Genomic DNA, 17,583 nt, shown 5'->3' on the forward strand with positions numbered 1-17,583 from the left:
GAAGAATCAGCAACTCCGCGATGAGCTTCCGGCAGACGCGGACCCAACTCGAGCAAGCGCGGGTCAACCTGGAGCAGCTCGAGGAGTTGCGGAACCTGATCGCCAACAAGGCGATCAGGTCAAATGGCGTCCGGGCCAAGGAACTCAGAGACGGGGAACCCGCTCAATCGGGAACGGACATCGCGTACATGTGGGGCATCGGGTACCGCTCTGACATGAGCATCGCAGCCGAGGTGTGGTTGAAGAACCCGGGTTCGGAGCCCTGGACGGCGGTGGGTGGTTCGCTGGTGGACGCTCGTGGCAGGGAACTGCGAGGGATGAAGATTCGGCAGGACAATCCGATTGCGCCCAATACCGAAGGTCCGGTCATCGTGGAGGCCACCGTGGAATGGGGCGAGTCACTTGGCGAATTGACACTGACGCTGCGGGATGAAGGCTCGCGCGGCATCACCATCCCCGGATTGACGTTCCCATAGAGGCGCGGATGGGGAGCCGGAAGGGTCTGGCTGTCCGTTGTACCGAAGGTGCCTGCCAAGGCGCTTGCGTACCTTGGAGGCCCGCATGAAGCCCACGCTTCTGGTGCTACTGCGTTCTGCCCAAGGAGTTCCGCGAGTGGTTCGAGAAGCGCGGCTTCACGGGCGACATGGACATCGACCAGTTCTTGGACTACTCCCTCACCCAGCTCTACCGCGTGGCCGCATCCCGGGCCGCGGCGCTCTGAGGATCCCTCTCCAACACCAGCCGCCAGGCCTCCCGGGCACGCTCGCCGCATCCGAGCTTCTCAAGGCAGTCACCCCACGCCAGCAGCGCTCCCCCTCCCTGCCCCTTGTACGGGTGCGCGGCTCCAGCTTCGAAGTGACGCGCGGCCTCCTCCAATCGCCCCGCGGCCAGGGCGATGTGCCCGAGCATGAACAGCCCATTCCTCGTGCTCGCCACCCGGCGCGCGTGCTTCAGCCCCTCCCGCGCCTCGTTCCCCGCCTCCTCGTACCGCCCCAACGCCAGCAACGCCGCCGCACGGGTGAAGGCCACCTCGCTCCAATACACGCGGGGAATGTCCTCGCGCTTCAACTGCTCCAGCGCCGCGAGTGCCTCGGCCGCCTGTCCGGTGTGCGCCAGGATCCACGCCCGTTGCATGAGAATCGCCTGCCGCAGGAGCGGCTCTCCCACCGCCGCCTCCTCCACGACCCGGAGGCGCTCGCGCGCGGCCTCCCAATCCCCGAGGTTGTAGAGCGCCTCACACAAGTTGAACTGCGCCAGGGCCGCCTGCTCGTCGGGTCCCAGCTCGTCCCCCACTCCCTCCGAGCTGTGCGCCGCCTGGGGCTCCCACCCGCGCTCGACCTCGAGCGCCTCCTGGTACAGGCCCGCGTTGATGAAGGTGTTGATGGCCGTGTTGGCGAGACTCCAATCGCCCACCCTCCTGGCCTCGTCCGCGAGGCGCCGCGCCCCCTCGACGGCTCGCGCCGTCTGTCCCAGCGCCTCATGGGCATGCACCCGGAGTTGCCGCAGCGACCGCCGCATCCGCTCATCGGGGCCCAACAATCCAATGGCGTGGGTGATGCGGAGCGTGCCGCGATAGGCCCCCCAGTGGAAGCTGCACTCCTCCGCCAGCGCGAACAGCGCGCCCATGAGCGGCTGCCGGAGCAGCACGGCGATCATGGCGAGGAGAGCGAGGGCGAGCCAGGGCATGAGGAGACCCGGGCCAGCCTACCGTGCATGCGCCCGCGAGGAAGAAATGGAGCCTGCTCGTGTATCCTGCGCCCCGGAACAGGGCCGCCCTTCGAGGCCCGAGTCGGACGGACACGCAATGGCAGGCGCACGCAACGGCCTCGTGGGCATCTGGGATCGCCCCTTCATCAACCTCGAGCCCTACCTCGACCTGGCGCACCTCGACTCGCTGGATGACGAGATCTGCTATGCGCTCGCCCAGGTGGGCACCAGCTACACGGGCGGCAGCCACAAGGCCATGGGCATCGTCCCGCCCTCGCTCGCGGGCGATCCCTACGTCGACTACGGCCAGGTCATCCGCGGCTTCTCCGAGAAGGAATTCGCCACCTTCGTCTCGCTCGGAAGCGACCCCGGCGCCTTCGACCCGCGCCGCCGTCACGAGTACGAGTTCGGCGAGGAGCGCGACCACCCGCTCACCCGCGAGCAGATGCGCTTCCTCGAGTTCAAGCACGGCGTCTACTTCCCCTGGAAGGTCTTCTACGAGCTCGTCCCCGGTGGCTACTGGAGCGAGAAGAGCACCAGCGCCGGCAAAGACTTCACCCGCGAGGCCCGCCTCTACTTCCCCCGCACCGTGGCCTTCGTGAAGTCCCTCCCCTTCCAGGAGATCGGCCGCTGCACCCTGCTCGGGCTCAACGCCAACGACCATGGCACCGTCCACCGCGACGGCGAGCCCGAGGACCAGACGGCCCCCGACCAGTTCATCACCGTCTGCCCGCGCGGCAACAAGCGCCTCTACCTCTGGGACGAGGAGCGCCAGCAGAAGACGCACGTGGACGGCCGCGCCTACTGGTTCAACGACTTCGACTACCACGGAGTCGAGGCCGCTCCCCACTTCCGCTACTCACTGCGCGTGGATGGCGTCTTCACTCCCGCCTTCCTCGAGCGGCTGGAGCGGGACCATGCGCCTCAAGGGGTACGGACTTCCTCCTTGTAGGCCACCGGCGGCGGCGCGCGGGACAGGCTCCGCCAGCGGCACGTGGGCCCGATGAGCGTGAGCGCCCCCTGCGCCGCCAGCGCCAGCAACGAGCGCAGCAGCTCCGTGCCTCCGCGCGCGGGAGCCCCCAGCGGCACGCTGAAGCACAGCGCGTCCTCGTCCTGCACGGGCTCGCAGGGCGCGAGCGTCTGGACGAGCTTGTACATGGGCAGGTTGCCCGCCAGCACCCGGAAGTCGAAGCGCTCCACGCCCCGCTCGCGCGCGGCCTCCACCAGCTTGTCCATCAGGAGGCGGCCCAGCCCCTTGCCCTGGGCGTCGTCCGCCACGGTGATCGCCACCTCGGCCACCTCGGGCGTCTCCGTCGAGCGGAAGAACCGGGCCACCCCCAGCCCCACCTCCCGGCCCGCCGGGCTCCACGTCACCGCCCCGATGGCCACGTGCCGCTCCCCATCCACGCTCGTCAGGTACTTCAACTCCTCCGAGGTCAGCCGGGGCTTGGCCGACAGGAAACGCTGGAAGCGCGAGCGCGGGGAGAGCCGCTCGAAGCCCTCCCGCAGCAGCGCCGCGTCCTCGGGCCGGACCATCCGCAGCTCCGCCCACGTCCCGTCCGCGAGCGACAGCCGTTCTCGATACTGAGAATGGAAACGACGGTACGGCTGCATGTGGGACCTCCCCCGTTCGTCCGCGCAACCTGGGCCCGATGCCGCAGCGCGGCAAGCCACCCCCACCCCTCTGACGCACGGCTGGGAGGTAGCTGACAGCAGGTGCGTCATGAGCCCGGCAATTCCAGGGAGGTGGGATAAACGGAGCAGATGACGAGAGGGAGACCGGTGTAGGCTCCCGGTCCCCATGGAGTTCCGCCCCCTCTACCTGCCCGCCCTTGGCGCGATCACCACGGTCGTGCTCCTGCTGCTCCTGCGCGCCGGACAACGGCTGTTGTCTCCCGCACACACCGTGCGCTCGGACATGGAGGAGGGCCACATGGCCCATGCGCTCCTCCAGGTGGGCCAGGTGCTCGGCCTCTTCCTGATCTCCGGCTCGGTGGTGGCCGGGTGCGCCCAGGGCGAGAGTCTGTGGCACGACGTGCTCTGGGTGTCCGCCTACGGCCTCGCGGCGCTGGTGCTGCTCGTGGTGTTCGGGCACCTGGGCGTGCGGGTGCTGCTGCGCGCGCGGCTGGCCGCCGAGGTCGAGCGCGGCAACATCGCCGCCGGACTGGCCGCCGGCTCGCACTACCTCGCCACCGGCATCCTCCTGTCGCGCTCGGTGTCCGGCACCAACCTGAGCATGCTGGGCGTGGTGCTCGTCTTCGTCGTGATCGCCCAGGTCACCCTGCACCTGTTCGTGATGCTCTTCCGCACCCTCACCGCCTATGACGACGCCGAGGAGATCCTCGGGGAGAACCTCGCCGCGGCGTTGAGCTACGCGGGCATCACCGTGGCGCTGTCCCTCATCATCGGCCATGCGGTGGAGGGGGACTTCGTGGGCTGGGCGGCCTCGCTGCGCGGCTACGCGCTGGCGCTCATCTTCGCCCTCGCCCTCTACCCGGTGCGCCAGTTCTTCGTGCAGACGCTGCTGCTGGGCGCGCGCTTCACCCTGCGCGGCGGCCGGTTGGATCAGGGCATCGCCGCCGAGCGCAACCTGGGCATGGGCGTGCTGGAAGCCGTCTCCTACCTCGCCGCCGCGTTCCTGGTGACCCGGCTGGCATGAGCACGCCGCCGCTCACCTACGAGGCGCTCGCCGAGCATCTGGTGCGCACGGGCCTCGTCACGGATCCGTGGCTGGAGGGCGCGCCCCGCTTCCGCGCCGAGCCCCTGCTCATGCCCCGCGAGCGCCAGGCCGCGCTCTTCCGGGCGGCCGAGGCCGTGGCGGCCGCCTACCACGAGCTGGTGCTGGCCTGCGCCGCCTCTCCCGAGGTGCTGGACGACTTCTTCTGCCTCACGCCCGGCCAGAAGCTCATGTGGCAGGCCTCGCAGCCCTTCTGGCACGGCTTCGCCCGGGCGGACGTCTTCCTCACCCGGGAGGGGCAGCTCGCGGTGTGCGAGCTCAACAGCGACACGCCCACGGGCGAGGTCGAGGCCGTGCTGCTCAACCCGCTGGTGCGGCCCGCGTGGCCGGGCACGGTGGACCCCAACACGGAGCTGGGCGAGCGGATGTGCTCGATGGTGGAGTCGCTGGCGGCCCGGCTGCTGGTGCCCATGCCCGAGCAGCTCTCGGTGGGCATCCTCTACCCCACGGAGATGCCCGAGGACCTGGGCCTGGTGCGGCTCTACCGCCAGTGGTTCGAGGCGCGCGGGTGGACGGTGCACCTGGGCTCGCCCTTCAACCTCACCTCGGGCCCGGACGGGCGGGTGCGCCTCTTCGGCGAGCCGTGCGACGTGCTGCTGCGCCATTACAAGACGGACTGGTGGGGCGAGCGGCTCCCCGTCTGGGACGACGAGGAGCCCTTCGAGGACATGGTGCCGCTGGCCGGCCCGCTCTCCGTGGTGCTCCAGGCGTGCCTGGAGGGCCGGTGCGTGGTGGTGAATCCGTTCGGCGCCGTGCTCACGCAGAACAAGCGGACCCTGGCCTTCATGTGGGAGCGGCACGAGCGCTTCTCCCCGCGCGCGCGGGCCACCATCCGCGCCCACATCCCCTACACCGTGCGGATGGAGACGCTGCCCGTCGAGGAGCTGGCCCGGGACAGGGAGGCGTGGGTGCTCAAGTCGGACTACGGCGCCGAGGGGGACGAGGTGCTCGTGGGCCGCTTCACCCCGCAGCAGGAGTGGAACGCGGCGCTGGTGCACGCGGTGCCCGGCCGCTGGGTGGCGCAGCGCTATTTCGCCGCCGAGGAGACCGCGGGCGGAGAGACGATCAACCACGGCGTGTATGTGATCGCGGGCGAGGCGGCGGGCCTCTACACCCGCGTGCAGCGCGGTGCCACCGACACGCGCGCCCTGAGCACCCCGGTGCTGGTCACTCCGTGACAAGGAAGACGAGGAGACGATGAGCAACAACGACCAGAACCCCTTCCAGCGCAAGGTGATGACCCGCCAGCCGGGCCTCATCGGCGCGCAGTGGTGGAACGAGGGCCTGTCGGCGATGAGCGACCCCGTCTCCCGCCGCAAGGCCCTCCAGGCGCTCGCGGTGTTCGGCGGCGTGGTGGCCGTGGGCGGCATCGCGCTCGCCTCCTCGGGCGAGGACGAGTTCCTGGAGATGCATGACGCGCTGCAGATGCAGCGCCAGCAAGGGTGGAACTTCGGCGCCACGGACGACACGCTCACCTTCACGGGCCAGGCCAACGTCCCCCTCCGGCCCCGGGAGCTCAGCGCGCTCGCCACCGAGATGGCGCCCAGGCAGGACGCGCTCAAGCCCTTCTACCAGGCGACACTCTTCCAGTCGGTCTCCACCCCCGGGTCGCTGGTCAACGAGCTGCGCCCCATCTTCACGCCCGAGATGGAGGCGGCGTACAACCAGGGGCAGGCGCTGGGCAGCCTCTTCGCGGAGCAGCCGGAGGCGGCGCGCGCCACGGCCGTGCTGGTGGATCTGCCGGGCCCCGAGTCGGTCGCCTTCGCCGCGGCCCTGGCCGGAAGCTTCGAGCCCGTCTTCACCTTCGACAACTGGCCCCACCCGGTGGGCGCGGTCCCCGCGCACCTCACGCTCGCCGCGGTGGCGTACTACCAGTCCACCCTCCGGCGGCTCGCGCAGAGCCGCCCGCTCCCCGCGCCTCCGGTGTTCGTGATGGATCGCCAGCGGCTGGCGGCCTACACCGACCAGGAGCGCCAGTTCGACAACCGCTACATGGCGCGGATGCCCGCCGCCGAGCAGCTGCGCAAGCTGGGCATCCAGCACGTGCTGTACGTCGTCCCCGGTGGTGGGAAAGCGCCGCTGCAGGAGTTGGACGATCTCAACGAGGACTTCGTGGCCTGGCGCACCGCGGGCCTGGACGTGAAGCTGGTGGCCGCGAGCGACTTCCGGCCCGACCCCACCGAGACCGCCCCCCCCGGCGTGGCCTCGGGCCAGCCCATGGCCACCGCGGACGCCGGCACGCCCGCGGACGCGGGCACCCGCGTGGCCACGGCGGGCAGCACGGGGCCTCGCCACTGGTACTACGGAGGCTCGCGCATGGCGCATGACTCCTTCTGGCTCTTCTACCCCTGGGGCCGTACCCGCACGAGCACCGGCACGATGCACGGGATTCCCTCCGCCGGCATCCTCTCCACGAAGGACGTGACGCGGACGCCCGCCAACGTCTCGGGCGGGTACGCCTACGAGCCGACGCGACGCAACACGATGTTCTCCGCCATCCCCCGAGGCGCGACCGGGGCCTTCCGGCCCTTCCCCTCCGGCTTCGGCAAGGTGGCCATGCGGACCTCGAGCAACAGCCGCGCCATCCTCGGGCCGGCGTTCTCCTCACGCAGCTCGTGGAGCCGGTCCTCGAGCTACTCCTACTCCGGCGGGTGAAAGGAGCGGCGCATGAACTACTCCGTCTTCTCGATGCAACTGGTGATGGAGCTCCAGGGCGAGGACGATTCCACGTACCGGGAGCTGCACAAACTCATCCGCTCCGCGCCGGAGCGCACCAGCTACGCGCAGATGCACGACTACTACGGCCGCATCTGCAACGTGCTGCGCCGGCAGTCGGACCGCTTCACCATGGGCGTGTGGGACTACTGGGACGACCCATCCCGCGCGCCGAGGGACTTCCAGGACTGGGTGGACGGGTTGCAGGGCAAGGAGGCCCGGACCCAGCCGGCCCCCGAGGACGGGCATCCGCGCCACCTCGCGTGCACCCTGGCCTTGCTGCTGCAGCACGGCAGCACGAGCGACCAGCGGCTGGGCCAGCACTGCGACATCGCCGAGGAGAAGCTGTGGAGGCGCAGCACCTTCCACCACCTGCTCAAGGGACCCGCGCTGCTCAACTTCCTGCACGTGAAGTCCGACGTCGTGTACCTGCTGCCGGGCGATGACCCGGCCTGCGGCCTCACGCATCAGGACCTGGCCGGCAAGAACTTCCACTACCTGCGCCAGCTCACCTGACGGCCCGCGGGACTAGAACCAGACCTCCCAGCGCGAGCCCGTTTCATCCAGCGCCGCGTGTGCCGTGGCCGAGATGCGGTCGCGCGTGCCGGTGAAGGGCTGGATCTGATGCAGCCGGTAGCTGTCGAGCACGAGCAGCTCCCCCACCCGGTAGTCCACATCGGCGCGCGGGGACTGGAGCTTCGCGCTCGGAGACGTCGTCGCTGCCCGCGAAGGTGACATCCCACAGGCGCAGCGCTCCGCCCGACTCCGGCGGCTGCAGCATCAGCACCAGGGTGAGCGCGCGCGAGCGGCGGGCGCACTGCTCGCCGGAGAGGCCCTCGTTGTCGAAGTGGACGTCCCCCCCGTTGCGGGACAGCCACTCACCGGCCGGGAAGATGTGGACGCCGGGGCCGCACCAGCCCTCGCGCTTGACGGCGGGAGCCCCCACCAGCGTCGAGATGGCCTCGCACAGGCGGCCCTGCAGGCCCGGCAGCATCCGCTCCACCACCGCGTCCGAGGTCCGGGCGTTGGCGAAGTACTCGTCCTCGCGATCCTGCTCGAGGTGCGTGTACCAGGCCCGGCCCAGGGAGAACTGCACGCCGTCGAAGTCCGAAATCCAGAAGGGCCGGCCCGCGTAGACGCGGCGTGCGAGCGCGGCACACTCGGAGGGCGGCAGGAAACCGGGCACGCGCACACCCAGGTGCGCATCCAGCACGGAGAGGAAGTCCGTGGTGCCCGAGCGCAGGGTGTCCCACGAGCGCTCGGCTATCGTGGCACGAGGAGGCACGGCCATGGAGGGGGGACGATGCGTGTCTCCCGCCGGAGCGTCAAGCACCCTGGCGTCGCGCCCCGCGAGATCCAACCCGTTCAACTTCTGACAATATCCACGTGAAGCGCTCCGGACCCTTCACCGGAGCTGGGGGAACGACATGTCGATGAATCGATGGATGATGGCGGCGTGCGCGGCGGTGGTGGCCTCTTCCGGCTGCACGGGCAGCCAGGTGGATCCCGAGCAGGAGATCCTGCTCAGCGGCAAGGTGCTCAAGGAGGATGGCCAGCCGCTGGCGGACACGCTCTTGAAGATGAATCGCAGCGCGAACTCGAGCTGCATCTTCAGTTTCTTCGGGGGTCTGGATTGGAAATCGACGAAGACGCAGGCCAATGGGTCCTTCAGCGAGGAGCTGCTGGGAGCGGACACCCGGTCCGGCGGGCTGGCGCGCTGCTTCGAGCTGCGGATTCCGCCGGCCGGGACGGGGGGAAACCATGGCTACGCCAGCTTCGTCATCCAGACGGACACCGTGCAGGTCCCCCTCCTGCAACAGTGGACCGGCAAGCCCTCGGTGGCCACCCAGGCCGATGGCGTGAGCGTGTCCTATGAGGGCCTCACCGCCTCGCAGGCGGGGAACAGCGGCACGCATACTCTCGTGGTCAGAAAGTCCTCCAACCCGGTGTGGGTGAGCCGGAACGTGAGCTCGCCGGTGCCGTTGAATGATGACCTCCTCGAGGATGCCGCGGACCTCCAGGCCACGGTCTCCATCCAGCGCGACGTCGAGCTCAACGAAACCAAATTCGACATCTACAACGAGGGAGACGACGTGGCCCTGCCCAGGCGCGGCCGCGTCCCGCTCAGCCGTGGCGCGGGCTGCACCTACCCCGAGGCGCCCGCCACCTGCCCGCTGACGGATGGAGATCTCGCCTCGACGGTGACCTTCCCGCAGGGCACCCTCGCGGTGACCGTCCAGCTCGCGCAGCCCAAGGTGCTGCGCAAGGCCGTGGTGCGCAACCTCGACATGTCCTTCGGCGCGACAAGGACGACCGAGCTGGTCCTCGAGGGAAGCACCGATGGCACCACCTGGGTGCCGCTGGCCAACCTGGGCGGGATCGGGAGCGGGACCATCGTCATCGTGCACCCCTTCTACGAGGCCACGCTGAGCCACCCCACCGCGCTGAGCCAGGTGCGCCTGCGCGCCGCCGGGACCAGCCTCAGCGACGATCGTCCCTTCTACATCGAGCACCTCAGCGAGCTGTCCCTCTTCGAATAAGCCGCCGGGGCAGCCCCTCGCGGAGCGGGCCAAACATTCCGTCCAATATCTTGAAATCTTAATATTCCCGAAAAAAGGGTCTTCCTATGAAGACCAATTGTATGCATTCTCCCGTCTGCGGCCCCCCCGGGTAGGGGGTGGCGCCGTTCCTCACCCCCGGTTTTCCCCCCAAGGAGTGTGCATGAAGATCCTTTCCAAGCCGTTGGCCACCCTGGCCGCCGCGCTCGCCCTGGCGGCGTGCGGTCCCCAGGAGCCCACCACCACCGAGACCCCGGCCGCGCACGAGGACGTCCGTCCCGAGGCCGATCGCACCCCGTACGCGCTGGACGCGGCCTTCGCCAAGGCGGGCGCGGACTTCGGCGTTCCGGCCGACCTGCTCAAGGCCATCTCCTACACCGAGACCCGGTGGGAGATGGTGCAGGGCCATGAGGAGTTCGAGGGCATGCCGGCGGCGTACGGCCTGATGGCCCTGCGCGGCGAGAAGCTCTCCGAGGGCGCGCGCCTGGCCGGCGTGTCCGAGGAGGCGGTGCGCACCCAGCCCGAGGCCAACATCCGGGCCGCCGCGGCGCTGCTCTCCTCCTACGCCAGCGAGCTGAAGGTGGACGGTGCGGACCTGGGCGCGTGGGCCCCGGCCGCCGCGAAGTTCAGCGGCATCGACAACGCCGAGGCGCAGGCCCAGTACATCCACCAGGGTGTGTATGACATCCTCCGCAAGGGCGCGGTGGCCCAGACGCCCATGGGCGAGCTGGCCGTGTCGCTGATGCCCTCCGAGGTGCAGGCGAAGTTCGCCTCGCCCGGCGTGGTGCGCTCGATGAGCACGGACTACGCCCCGGCCATCTGGCGTGCCTCGCCCAACTACAACGCGCGTCCGGCGGGCACGGACATCTCCATGGTCGTCATCCACACCTGCGAGGGTGGCTACTCCGGCTGCTGGAGCTGGCTGGCCAACTCGTCGGCCGGTGCGAGCGCGCACTACGTGGTGAACGAGAGCGGCTCGGAGATCACCCAGCTGGTGCGCGAGGCCAGCCGCGCCTGGCACGTGGCGGCCAGCTATAGCTGCAGCCTCAACGGCAGCGTGATGTGCGGCCTCAACGGCTCGTCGGTGAACAACTTCTCGGTGGGCATCGAGCACGGCGGCTACGCCAGCCAGTCGTCCTTCCCGGCCGGGCAGATCGAGGCCTCGGCGAAGCTGACGTGCGACATCACCAAGAGCCAGGGCATCGTGCGCGACAGCTACCACATCGTGGCGCACGGCCGGCTGCAGCCCGCCAACCGCACGGACCCGGGCCCCAACTGGCCGTGGTCCAGCTACATCAGCAAGGTGAAGGGGTACTGCGGTGACGGCGGCACCACCCCGCCCCCGACGACGGGCCTGGTCATCGACAACAACAACGCCGTCAACGACTCCACCAAGGGCTACATCTCGCTGACGGGGGCCTGGACGGCCACGTCGGGCACGGCGGGCTACTACGGCTCCAACTACCTGTACGCCGCGACGGCGCCGGTCTCCGAGCCGGCGACGTACTTCTTCTACCTGCCGGCGGCGGCCACCAAGACGATCGACGCGCGCTGGACGTCGGGCACCAACCGCTCGGCGGCGGCGCCCTACGTCATCGTCAACGCGAGCGGCACCACCCTGGCCACGGTGCACAAGAACCAGCAGACGGGCGGCGGCGCGTGGAACACGCTCGGCACGTGGAGCTTCCCGGCCGGCTGGAACAAGGTGCAGCTCAGCCGCTGGGCCCCCGAGGGCTACGTGGTCGTCGCGGACGCCATCCAGGTCCGGTAGTCCGGTCGTGATGTGAAGGAGGTCCCGGGAGCCGTGTGAGGCCCCGGGGCCTCTTGCCATGACGGGGGGCCCATCCGGGCTCCCCGCCCGGCGCAGGAGCCCAGGCCTTGTCGGGTAGCCTGCTCTCCGCCGGAGAAGGGCCTCGTCCGCCAGAGTCCGGGTGGTAGAGTGCCAACCCTCGCTCCCGCGACGCTCGGGAGCGGCGGGAGAAGACACACCGTGAAAGAGTTGGAGGACATCCTGCGAGCCCGGGCCCGCGCGCGGGGGCCGCTCGTGCTGGCCACCGTGGTGGCCGTGTCCGGCTCGGCGTACCGGCGGCCCGGCGCGCGCATGCTCATGGCCGAGGAAGGCCGGCTCGCGGGTGGCGTGAGCGGCGGGTGCCTGGAGAGGGACGTCGTCCGCAAGGCCTTCTTCTGGACGTCCGGCGGCCCCCATGTGCTGCGCTACGACTCCACCGTCGACAGCACCGAGGACGAGGACGGGCTGACGTTCGCGCTCGGGTGCAACGGCGTGGTGGACATCCTGCTCGAGCGCTGCGAGGCCGGGCCGGTGGATGCGCTCGCCTTCGCCGAGGAGGCCCGGCAGCGCTCCCAGCGCGCGGTGATCGCCACGGTGTACCGGGGCGGCGAGGTGGGCGCGCGGCTGCTGCTGCGCGAGGACGGGGAGGAGGCCAGCACCCTGTCCGGGCCCCTGCGCGACGCGGTGCGGACCGCGGCCGGCGAGGCGCTCGAGGCGGGGCGCACCTGGAGTGGCCCGTGCGGCGGCGCGGAGGTGCTGGTGGAGGTGGTGGATCCCCCGCCCCCGGTGGTGCTGTTCGGCGGCGGCTTCGACGTGGCGCCGGTGGTGGTGCAGGCCGCGAACCTCGGCTGGCACGTGACGGTGGTGGCGGACAAGCCCGCGGAGCTGCTGCGGCAGCGCTTTCCCCGGGCCCATGCCGTGGTGGCGACGAAGGCCCGCGACGTGCTCGACACGGTGCCCCTCTCCCCGCGCACGCTCGCGGTGGTGATGACGCACAGCCTGCCGCAGGATCGCGAGCTGCTCGCCCGGCTGGTGCCGCAACCGCTGCGGTACCTGGGCGTGCTGGGGCCCCGCTCGCGCACGGACCGGGTGCTGGGTGAGCTGTCCCCTGCCCCGGTTCCCGCGCAGCTCGACAAGCTGCACGCGCCCATCGGATTGGACGTGGGCGCGGAGGGCGCCGAGGAGGTCGCGCTCTCCATCGTGGCCGAGCTGCGGGCCGTGCTGGCACGGCGCGAGGGCGGCAAGCTCCGCGAGCGTCAGGCCCCCATCCACGCGGACGCGCCCTCGCCGGCGGCTCGGAGGAGCGCGTGAGGGTGGGCGCGGTGGTGCTGGCCGCGGGGGGTTCCTCGCGGCTGGGGCGCCCCAAGCAGTTGCTCGTTCACGAGGGACGGACCCTGGTGCGCCGCGCGGCCGAGGCCGCCGTGGCCGCGGGCTGTGAGCCGGTGGTGGTGGTGCTCGGAGCGCATGGCGAGGCCGTGGCCGCGGAGCTCTCCGGCCTGCCGGTACGGACGGTGGACAACCCGGAGTGGCAGTTGGGAATGGGCCGCTCGCTGCGGGTGGGCGTGAGGGCGCTGCCCGAGGTGGAGGCGGTGCTGGTGCTGCTGTGCGATCAGCTCCGCGTCGACGCCGCGCACCTGAGGGCGCTGGTGGACACCTTCGCGCGGACGCACGCGCCCATCGTGGCCTCGGGTTACGAGGGTGCCCGAGGTGTCCCCGCCCTGTTCTCCCGCGCGCTCCTTCCGGAGCTGGAGGCCCTCGAGGCCGACCAGGGAGCGCGCAAGGTGATCGTCCGGGACGCCTCGCGCGTGGTGGAGGTGCCGCTCCCGGGAGGGGGCGAGGACGTGGACACGGCCGCGGACCTCTCCCGCCTCTCCACCTGACGTTCAGCCCGGCTCCAGTCCGCCGACCACGTCCGCGAGGCAGTGGGGGCAGGCGGTGCGTCCCTCCGCCATGGGCCGGTCACACCCCTCGCACCGCATCATGCGCGGCAGGCGGCAGGCCGCGTCCCCCGGGGCGCACTTCGGGGCACCCGGAGGCCCGGCCTCACGCTCCAGGTGCTGCCGCACCGCCTCGTCCTCCAGGTGCAGCCAGCCGGACAGCTTGCGGCGGTTGCTGGAGAGCAACTCGAAGGCGTTGCGCGCCAGCGGCATCAACGCGGGCCGGGACAGGCGCTGCGCCCAGGCCCGGTAATCCTCCAGCGCCCACAACACCATCAACCATGCGTGGGTGTCCCGGTAGACGCCTCCCTCGTCGTCCACCACCACCAGCTCCTCCTTGGAGGCCGAACGGCGCAGCTCGGGGAAACGCCTTGCCGCCGCCTCGCCTCCCGCCGGAAGGCATTCGAGCTCCACCAGCGTGTGCTGCGCCCCCAGCCACCGGGCACAGCTCACGCAAAAGCCACACGTCTCGTCATACAGCACGCTGAGGGCACGCATGGCTCTCCTCACACGCCCTCGGTCACGGGAGTCTGCTGCGGGGACACCCGGGTGAACTCACGCGGCAGCACGGGCGGCGGCTGGTGGCGCACCTGGCTCGAGCGGCGGATGCGGTTGAAGACATACAGGTTGAAGAAGTGCATGGCCCCCAGCACCACCATCACCCAGCCCACCTTGGTGCAGACCAGCTCGATGACCTCCTGCACCGTCCAGATGGTCCGGTGCTCCTTCAGCGACAAGGCCACGTACCCGATGTTCATCAGGTAGAAGCCCACCACCAGCAGGTGGTTCACCGAGTCCGCCAGACGCTCCTTGCCCAGGAAGGCGTCGTGCAGGAAGTGCGCTCCGTTGCGTTGCAGCGTCCTGGCCACCCACACCGTCAGCCCGATGCTCACCACCAGGTAGAGCAGGTAGGCCGCCACCATGAAGTGGCTCGACTGGGGTACGGGGGTCGCCAGCGCGATCGGATCCATGACACGTCTCCCTCGGGGAGCGCGGCCGCCCGGGGCTCCAGTGCCCCTTCGTGGGTTGGCGCCGCCCTCCCCTTCCATCAGGGAGTACCGGAAGAATTATTCGCGGTTGCGGGGCTGCCTTTTATTCACGTGCCCGCGGCCTGGAGCCGGGCGATCCAGGCCCGGATTTCCTCGTGGGTCCGTTGGGCATCGACTCCCTCCCGGAACATCAGGAAGTCGAAGCGGCCGTCCACCAGCATGCTCATCAGCGTCCGGTCGGCGGCGATGATCTCTGGCACTTCATTGGGGAAAAGTGGCCTCGCATCGGGACAGTCCCTGAACTCGGGCGTCTCGTAGATGAGCTCCAGGTAGCGGGCGTAGGCATCGAAGAAGCGGTCCACATTGGAGGCGACAGGGACCGCGTAGATATCCTCGTAGGGGTCGACCTCGACGACGGGTTGGAGGCCCTGCGCATCCGCCAGATTCGGGACCGTGGCGTAGGTATAGGACAGCGCCTCCTGGCCTCCGAAAACGAGGAGGGACCGGAACGGCTCGGGCCAGTGCCGTTGAACGTGCTCGTTCGCCATGAGGAGGCCGTTCACCTGCTCATCGCATGCATTGACATAGAGACCCGAATCGAGGAGGAGCCCGCCCACTCGTGAATAGAGGGCGGCCAGCATCGGGTCGAAGGAGCGGCCCAGCAGAAACGAGCCTGCTGCCGGTGCACCGCCCCAGGGCTTTCGAGTCCTGGCTTGGATGGGGTACTTCTCGCAGGCTGCCAGCAGCCTTTCGAGTCCAGGCATGGGAACGTCCGTCCTCCATCCACCGTGCGTCATCGGGCCGGCCCTCTGCGAAGTCGATGCGGCCCCTCAGGGCTGCCAGCGCCACAGATACAGGCCGAACTCGAGCACCGGCGGCGTCAGCATCAGCACCAGTCCGGCCCAGAGCACCGGCTCGCGGGAGAGCGGGCGCTGGCGCCTCCAGGCCTCCAAGGTGGAGACGCACAACAGGTACAGCGCCGACAGCTCCAGCAGTCCCCCCACCAGCGGCATGAAGGGAGGCATGGAGATACCCGCGCCCCACTCCAGCACTCCCCTCAGTGCGAACAGGCCTGAACACGCGAACGCCACCCCCAGGAAGGGCCGGCCCTCGCGCAACGGCACCTCCGGCGCGGGCGCGTCCAGGCCCTCGTGGCGCCAGTGTCTGCGCAACAGCCCGTATGCCGCCAGCGCCACCGCGAGCCCCGCCACCGCTCCCAGAATGGGGCCCGTCTCGAAACGCGCCCGCGTCACCCACCTCCCATCCGCCAGCCGGGCCGCGGGCTGCATGGTGAGTGGATCCAACTCGTGCGGCGCCACCACCCGCGGCGTCACCGACACCACGAGCGCCCAGAGCACCAGGGCGCTCGCCACCGCCTGGAGCACCGCCACCGCTCGCAGCCAGATGGCCTCGTCCGGAGGCAGCGCCGCCTCCTCCGCCCCATCCGCGAGCCGCCTCAAGTCCAGGCCCAACACCCGCGCGCTGGCGTAGCGCCGCGACGGCTCCAGTGCCACCGCCCGCCGCACCACCGCCCCCAGGGCCCCTGTCAGCGCAGGCGCCCCCGCCACCGGAGGCTGGCCCGTCACCAGCTCGTGCAGCAGCACGCCCACCGCGTACACGTCCATGCGCGGGTCCGGCGGTGCACCCGCGAGCGCCTCGGGGGCCATGTACTCGGGAGTGCCCACCACGGCGTGCGCGGCGGTGAGCGTGTCGCGCGGCCCGTCCTGGCGCACGATGCGGGCAATCCCGAAGTCCGTCACCTTCACCAGCCCCTCGTCCGCCACGAGGATGTTGGCCGGCTTGATGTCCCGGTGCACCACGCCGCGCGCGTGCGCGTAGGCCAGCGCGTCGCACACCTGGAGCACCACCCGCACCGCCTGCGCCGGAGCCATGGGCAGCAGCTCCGCCAGGGACCGGCCCTCCACCAGCTCCATCACCAGGAAGCGCTCGCCCTCCTCGTCACCGAAGTCGTGCACCCGGACGATGTTCGGATGGTCCAACAGCGCCAGCGCCCGCGCCTCCCGCGTGAAGCGGGCCTGCGCCTCGGGGTTGGAGGCCACCTCGCCCGCGAGGAACTTCACCGCCACCTGCCGGTCCAGCCGCACGTGGCGCGCGCGGAAGACCCGGCCCATGCCGCCCCGGCCGATCTCCTCCTCCAACTCCAGCGAGCCGATCCGCCCCGGATCCTCCACGTCCTCGTCCAGCAGGCAGCCCGGGCACACGGCCAGGCGCCCACCCGACGCGGGCGTTCCACAGCGCGAACAGCGGGCACTCACCGCCTCGGCGCTCATCGCTTCAGCACCCGGAGCAGCTCGGCGAGCTCGGCTTCCGCCTCCTCGGGCCCCCCCACCGTGTCCGAGACCTCCTCGCGCACCAGCTCGCGGTAGCGCACCCGCGCCCGGTGGAGGAACGTCTTGAGCTGCGGCAGCGACATGCCGTGCGCCTCCGCCGCTTCCCGGTAGCTCGGCGGCTCACCCGGGCGGAAGAACTGGAGCACCAGCGCGAAGGGGCCCTTGCGTGCTCCGCTGTCGTACTCCGCCTTCAGCCGCCCCAGGGCCCGCTCCATCACGCTCGCCGCCCACTCCCGCTCGAAGGCCTCGTCCGGGCCCTGCGCGTCCTCCGAGGCGATTCGCTCGGCCAGCTCGAAATCCAGCGGCATGGGCGCCACGCCCCCTCCGCGCCGGGCGGCGCTCTCGCGCTCGTGCCGGTGGACGAGGTGGTTGCGCGCCGCCGTCAGCAGGTAGCCCCGCAGCCGGCCCTTCTCGGGATTCAGCCGCTCGAGGAAGTCGTGCTCCAGCAGCCGCACGAGCAGATCCTGCACGGCGTCGCGCGCGGGCTCGGCATCCAGCCCCTGGCGGCGCATGAAGACGTAGAGCGGGCGCCAGTAGGTGCGCAGCAACGACTCGAGCGCCGCGCGGCGGGCCTCCGGCGAGGCCCGTGCCGACCGGATGAGGGTCCAGCGCGTGGGTGGGAAGGAGCCCGGCCCTTCCTCTCGCGGATCTGCGCTCATGGGGGACGTTCTAGCGCACTTCCGGGGCGGCCTTCTCGGGGGGGAGCGCTGACCGGGAGTGCACACCCGCACCGGGCTCTGCTCGCTGCCGGACACGCTTCCTCCGCCCGCTGGAGCGGCGCCTCCGTTTCACTGGAGGAA

18 protein-coding genes are annotated in these 17,583 nt (G+C 70.6%); 10 read left to right on the forward strand and 8 right to left on the reverse strand.

Going from position 1 to position 17,583, the window contains the following annotated elements:
* The first annotated feature begins 20 nt into the window (after positions 1 to 20).
* Positions 21 to 476: a DUF2381 family protein gene (locus ACN28I_RS14310; protein ID WP_420942587.1), complete on the forward strand. Its 456-nt coding sequence runs from the start codon at positions 21 to 23 to the stop codon at positions 474 to 476.
* A gap of 208 nt (positions 477 to 684) precedes the next feature.
* On the opposite strand, the gene ACN28I_RS14315 is transcribed toward ACN28I_RS14310, so the two are convergent.
* Positions 685 to 1,686, reverse strand: a complete 1,002-nt coding sequence (locus ACN28I_RS14315; RefSeq protein ID WP_420942588.1) for a hypothetical protein — start codon at positions 1,684 to 1,686, stop codon at positions 685 to 687.
* 118 nt (positions 1,687 to 1,804) lie between these two features.
* On the opposite strand from ACN28I_RS14315, the gene ACN28I_RS14320 reads away from it, so the two are divergent.
* On the forward strand, positions 1,805 to 2,659 hold the full coding sequence (locus ACN28I_RS14320; RefSeq protein ID WP_420942589.1) for a hypothetical protein: 855 nt from the start codon (positions 1,805 to 1,807) through the stop codon (positions 2,657 to 2,659).
* Here ACN28I_RS14320 and ACN28I_RS14325 read toward each other — a convergent pair.
* Positions 2,632 to 3,321: a GNAT family N-acetyltransferase gene (locus ACN28I_RS14325; protein ID WP_420942590.1), complete on the reverse strand. Its 690-nt coding sequence runs from the start codon at positions 3,319 to 3,321 to the stop codon at positions 2,632 to 2,634. The two genes, ACN28I_RS14320 and ACN28I_RS14325, sit on opposite strands and share 28 nt — an antisense overlap.
* 187 nt (positions 3,322 to 3,508) lie before the next feature.
* On the opposite strand from ACN28I_RS14325, the gene ACN28I_RS14330 reads away from it, so the two are divergent.
* The 4 genes from ACN28I_RS14330 to ACN28I_RS14345 are packed head-to-tail and all read left to right on the forward strand — an operon-like array spanning position 3,509 to position 7,675.
* The gene (locus ACN28I_RS14330; protein ID WP_420942591.1) at positions 3,509 to 4,366 is read left to right on the forward strand and encodes a DUF350 domain-containing protein; all 858 of its coding nucleotides are present in this window, start codon (positions 3,509 to 3,511) and stop codon (positions 4,364 to 4,366) included.
* The gene (locus ACN28I_RS14335; RefSeq protein ID WP_420942592.1) at positions 4,363 to 5,622 is read left to right on the forward strand and encodes a glutathionylspermidine synthase family protein; all 1,260 of its coding nucleotides are present in this window, start codon (positions 4,363 to 4,365) and stop codon (positions 5,620 to 5,622) included. Before ACN28I_RS14330 ends, ACN28I_RS14335 begins: the two co-directional genes overlap by 4 nt.
* 19 nt (positions 5,623 to 5,641) lie before the next feature.
* Entirely contained in the window at positions 5,642 to 7,099 is a 1,458-nt protein-coding gene (locus ACN28I_RS14340; protein WP_420942593.1) for a hypothetical protein, read from the forward strand.
* A gap of 12 nt (positions 7,100 to 7,111) precedes the next feature.
* Positions 7,112 to 7,675, forward strand: coding sequence for a hypothetical protein (locus tag ACN28I_RS14345; RefSeq protein WP_420942594.1), 564 nt, complete (start codon positions 7,112 to 7,114; stop codon positions 7,673 to 7,675).
* A 43-nt stretch (positions 7,676 to 7,718) separates the two neighbouring features.
* Here the strand turns inward: ACN28I_RS14345 and ACN28I_RS14350 are convergent, their stop codons facing one another.
* The gene (locus tag ACN28I_RS14350; RefSeq protein ID WP_420942595.1) at positions 7,719 to 8,528 is read right to left on the reverse strand and encodes a hypothetical protein; all 810 of its coding nucleotides are present in this window, start codon (positions 8,526 to 8,528) and stop codon (positions 7,719 to 7,721) included.
* Positions 8,529 to 8,586: 58 nt separating this feature from the next.
* Here ACN28I_RS14350 and ACN28I_RS14355 point away from each other — a divergent pair, with 58 nt between their 5' ends.
* From ACN28I_RS14355 to ACN28I_RS14370, 4 genes are all read left to right on the forward strand, one after another.
* Positions 8,587 to 9,699 (forward strand): hypothetical protein, encoded by a 1,113-nt coding sequence (locus ACN28I_RS14355; protein ID WP_420942596.1) that lies wholly within the window; start codon positions 8,587 to 8,589, stop codon positions 9,697 to 9,699.
* Positions 9,700 to 9,880: 181 nt separating this feature from the next.
* The gene (locus ACN28I_RS14360; RefSeq protein WP_420942597.1) at positions 9,881 to 11,488 is read left to right on the forward strand and encodes an N-acetylmuramoyl-L-alanine amidase; all 1,608 of its coding nucleotides are present in this window, start codon (positions 9,881 to 9,883) and stop codon (positions 11,486 to 11,488) included.
* A 219-nt stretch (positions 11,489 to 11,707) separates the two neighbouring features.
* Positions 11,708 to 12,817 (forward strand): XdhC family protein, encoded by a 1,110-nt coding sequence (locus ACN28I_RS14365; RefSeq protein WP_420942598.1) that lies wholly within the window; start codon positions 11,708 to 11,710, stop codon positions 12,815 to 12,817.
* Complete coding sequence (locus ACN28I_RS14370; protein ID WP_420942599.1) at positions 12,814 to 13,386, forward strand: nucleotidyltransferase family protein; 573 nt, start codon at positions 12,814 to 12,816, stop codon at positions 13,384 to 13,386. The genes ACN28I_RS14365 and ACN28I_RS14370 overlap by 4 nt, the downstream gene beginning before the upstream one ends.
* Before the next feature lie 3 nt (positions 13,387 to 13,389).
* On the opposite strand, the gene ACN28I_RS14375 is transcribed toward ACN28I_RS14370, so the two are convergent.
* The 5 genes from ACN28I_RS14375 to ACN28I_RS14395 all read right to left on the reverse strand — a co-directional run bounded on the left by ACN28I_RS14375 (position 13,390) and on the right by ACN28I_RS14395 (position 17,442).
* Positions 13,390 to 13,941, reverse strand: a complete 552-nt coding sequence (locus ACN28I_RS14375; protein WP_420942600.1) for a thiol-disulfide oxidoreductase DCC family protein — start codon at positions 13,939 to 13,941, stop codon at positions 13,390 to 13,392.
* Positions 13,942 to 13,949: 8 nt separating this feature from the next.
* Positions 13,950 to 14,414: a hypothetical protein gene (locus tag ACN28I_RS14380; protein ID WP_420942601.1), complete on the reverse strand. Its 465-nt coding sequence runs from the start codon at positions 14,412 to 14,414 to the stop codon at positions 13,950 to 13,952.
* Between the two features lie 125 nt (positions 14,415 to 14,539).
* Positions 14,540 to 15,196, reverse strand: coding sequence for a hypothetical protein (locus tag ACN28I_RS14385; protein WP_420942602.1), 657 nt, complete (start codon positions 15,194 to 15,196; stop codon positions 14,540 to 14,542).
* A 66-nt stretch (positions 15,197 to 15,262) separates the two neighbouring features.
* Entirely contained in the window at positions 15,263 to 16,723 is a 1,461-nt protein-coding gene (locus ACN28I_RS14390) for a serine/threonine-protein kinase (protein WP_420942603.1), read from the reverse strand.
* Entirely contained in the window at positions 16,720 to 17,442 is a 723-nt protein-coding gene (locus tag ACN28I_RS14395) for an RNA polymerase sigma factor (RefSeq protein ID WP_420942604.1), read from the reverse strand. The genes ACN28I_RS14390 and ACN28I_RS14395 overlap by 4 nt, the downstream gene beginning before the upstream one ends.
* Positions 17,443 to 17,583: the final 141 nt, after the last annotated feature.

The sequence above is a fragment of the Archangium gephyra genome (assembly GCF_049060025.1).
Classification (GTDB): Bacteria; Myxococcota; Myxococcia; order Myxococcales; family Myxococcaceae; genus Archangium; species Archangium gephyra_A.

Excerpts from the sequence above, each read along its gene's own strand:
- ACN28I_RS14310 (WP_420942587.1), top strand. The coding sequence starts at position 21 with ATGAGCTTCCGGCAGACGCGGACCCAACTCGAGCAAGCGCGGGTCAAC.
- ACN28I_RS14315 (WP_420942588.1), bottom strand. The coding sequence starts at position 1,686 with ATGCCCTGGCTCGCCCTCGCTCTCCTCGCCATGATCGCCGTGCTGCTC.
- ACN28I_RS14320 (WP_420942589.1), top strand. The coding sequence starts at position 1,805 with ATGGCAGGCGCACGCAACGGCCTCGTGGGCATCTGGGATCGCCCCTTC.
- ACN28I_RS14325 (WP_420942590.1), bottom strand. The coding sequence starts at position 3,321 with ATGCAGCCGTACCGTCGTTTCCATTCTCAGTATCGAGAACGGCTGTCG.
- ACN28I_RS14330 (WP_420942591.1), top strand. The coding sequence starts at position 3,509 with ATGGAGTTCCGCCCCCTCTACCTGCCCGCCCTTGGCGCGATCACCACG.
- ACN28I_RS14335 (WP_420942592.1), top strand. The coding sequence starts at position 4,363 with ATGAGCACGCCGCCGCTCACCTACGAGGCGCTCGCCGAGCATCTGGTG.
- ACN28I_RS14340 (WP_420942593.1), top strand. The coding sequence starts at position 5,642 with ATGAGCAACAACGACCAGAACCCCTTCCAGCGCAAGGTGATGACCCGC.
- ACN28I_RS14345 (WP_420942594.1), top strand. The coding sequence starts at position 7,112 with ATGAACTACTCCGTCTTCTCGATGCAACTGGTGATGGAGCTCCAGGGC.
- ACN28I_RS14355 (WP_420942596.1), top strand. The coding sequence starts at position 8,587 with ATGTCGATGAATCGATGGATGATGGCGGCGTGCGCGGCGGTGGTGGCC.
- ACN28I_RS14360 (WP_420942597.1), top strand. The coding sequence starts at position 9,881 with ATGAAGATCCTTTCCAAGCCGTTGGCCACCCTGGCCGCCGCGCTCGCC.
- ACN28I_RS14375 (WP_420942600.1), bottom strand. The coding sequence starts at position 13,941 with ATGCGTGCCCTCAGCGTGCTGTATGACGAGACGTGTGGCTTTTGCGTG.
- ACN28I_RS14380 (WP_420942601.1), bottom strand. The coding sequence starts at position 14,414 with ATGGATCCGATCGCGCTGGCGACCCCCGTACCCCAGTCGAGCCACTTC.
- ACN28I_RS14385 (WP_420942602.1), bottom strand. The coding sequence starts at position 15,196 with ATGCCTGGACTCGAAAGGCTGCTGGCAGCCTGCGAGAAGTACCCCATC.
- ACN28I_RS14390 (WP_420942603.1), bottom strand. The coding sequence starts at position 16,723 with ATGAGCGCCGAGGCGGTGAGTGCCCGCTGTTCGCGCTGTGGAACGCCC.
- ACN28I_RS14395 (WP_420942604.1), bottom strand. The coding sequence starts at position 17,442 with ATGAGCGCAGATCCGCGAGAGGAAGGGCCGGGCTCCTTCCCACCCACG.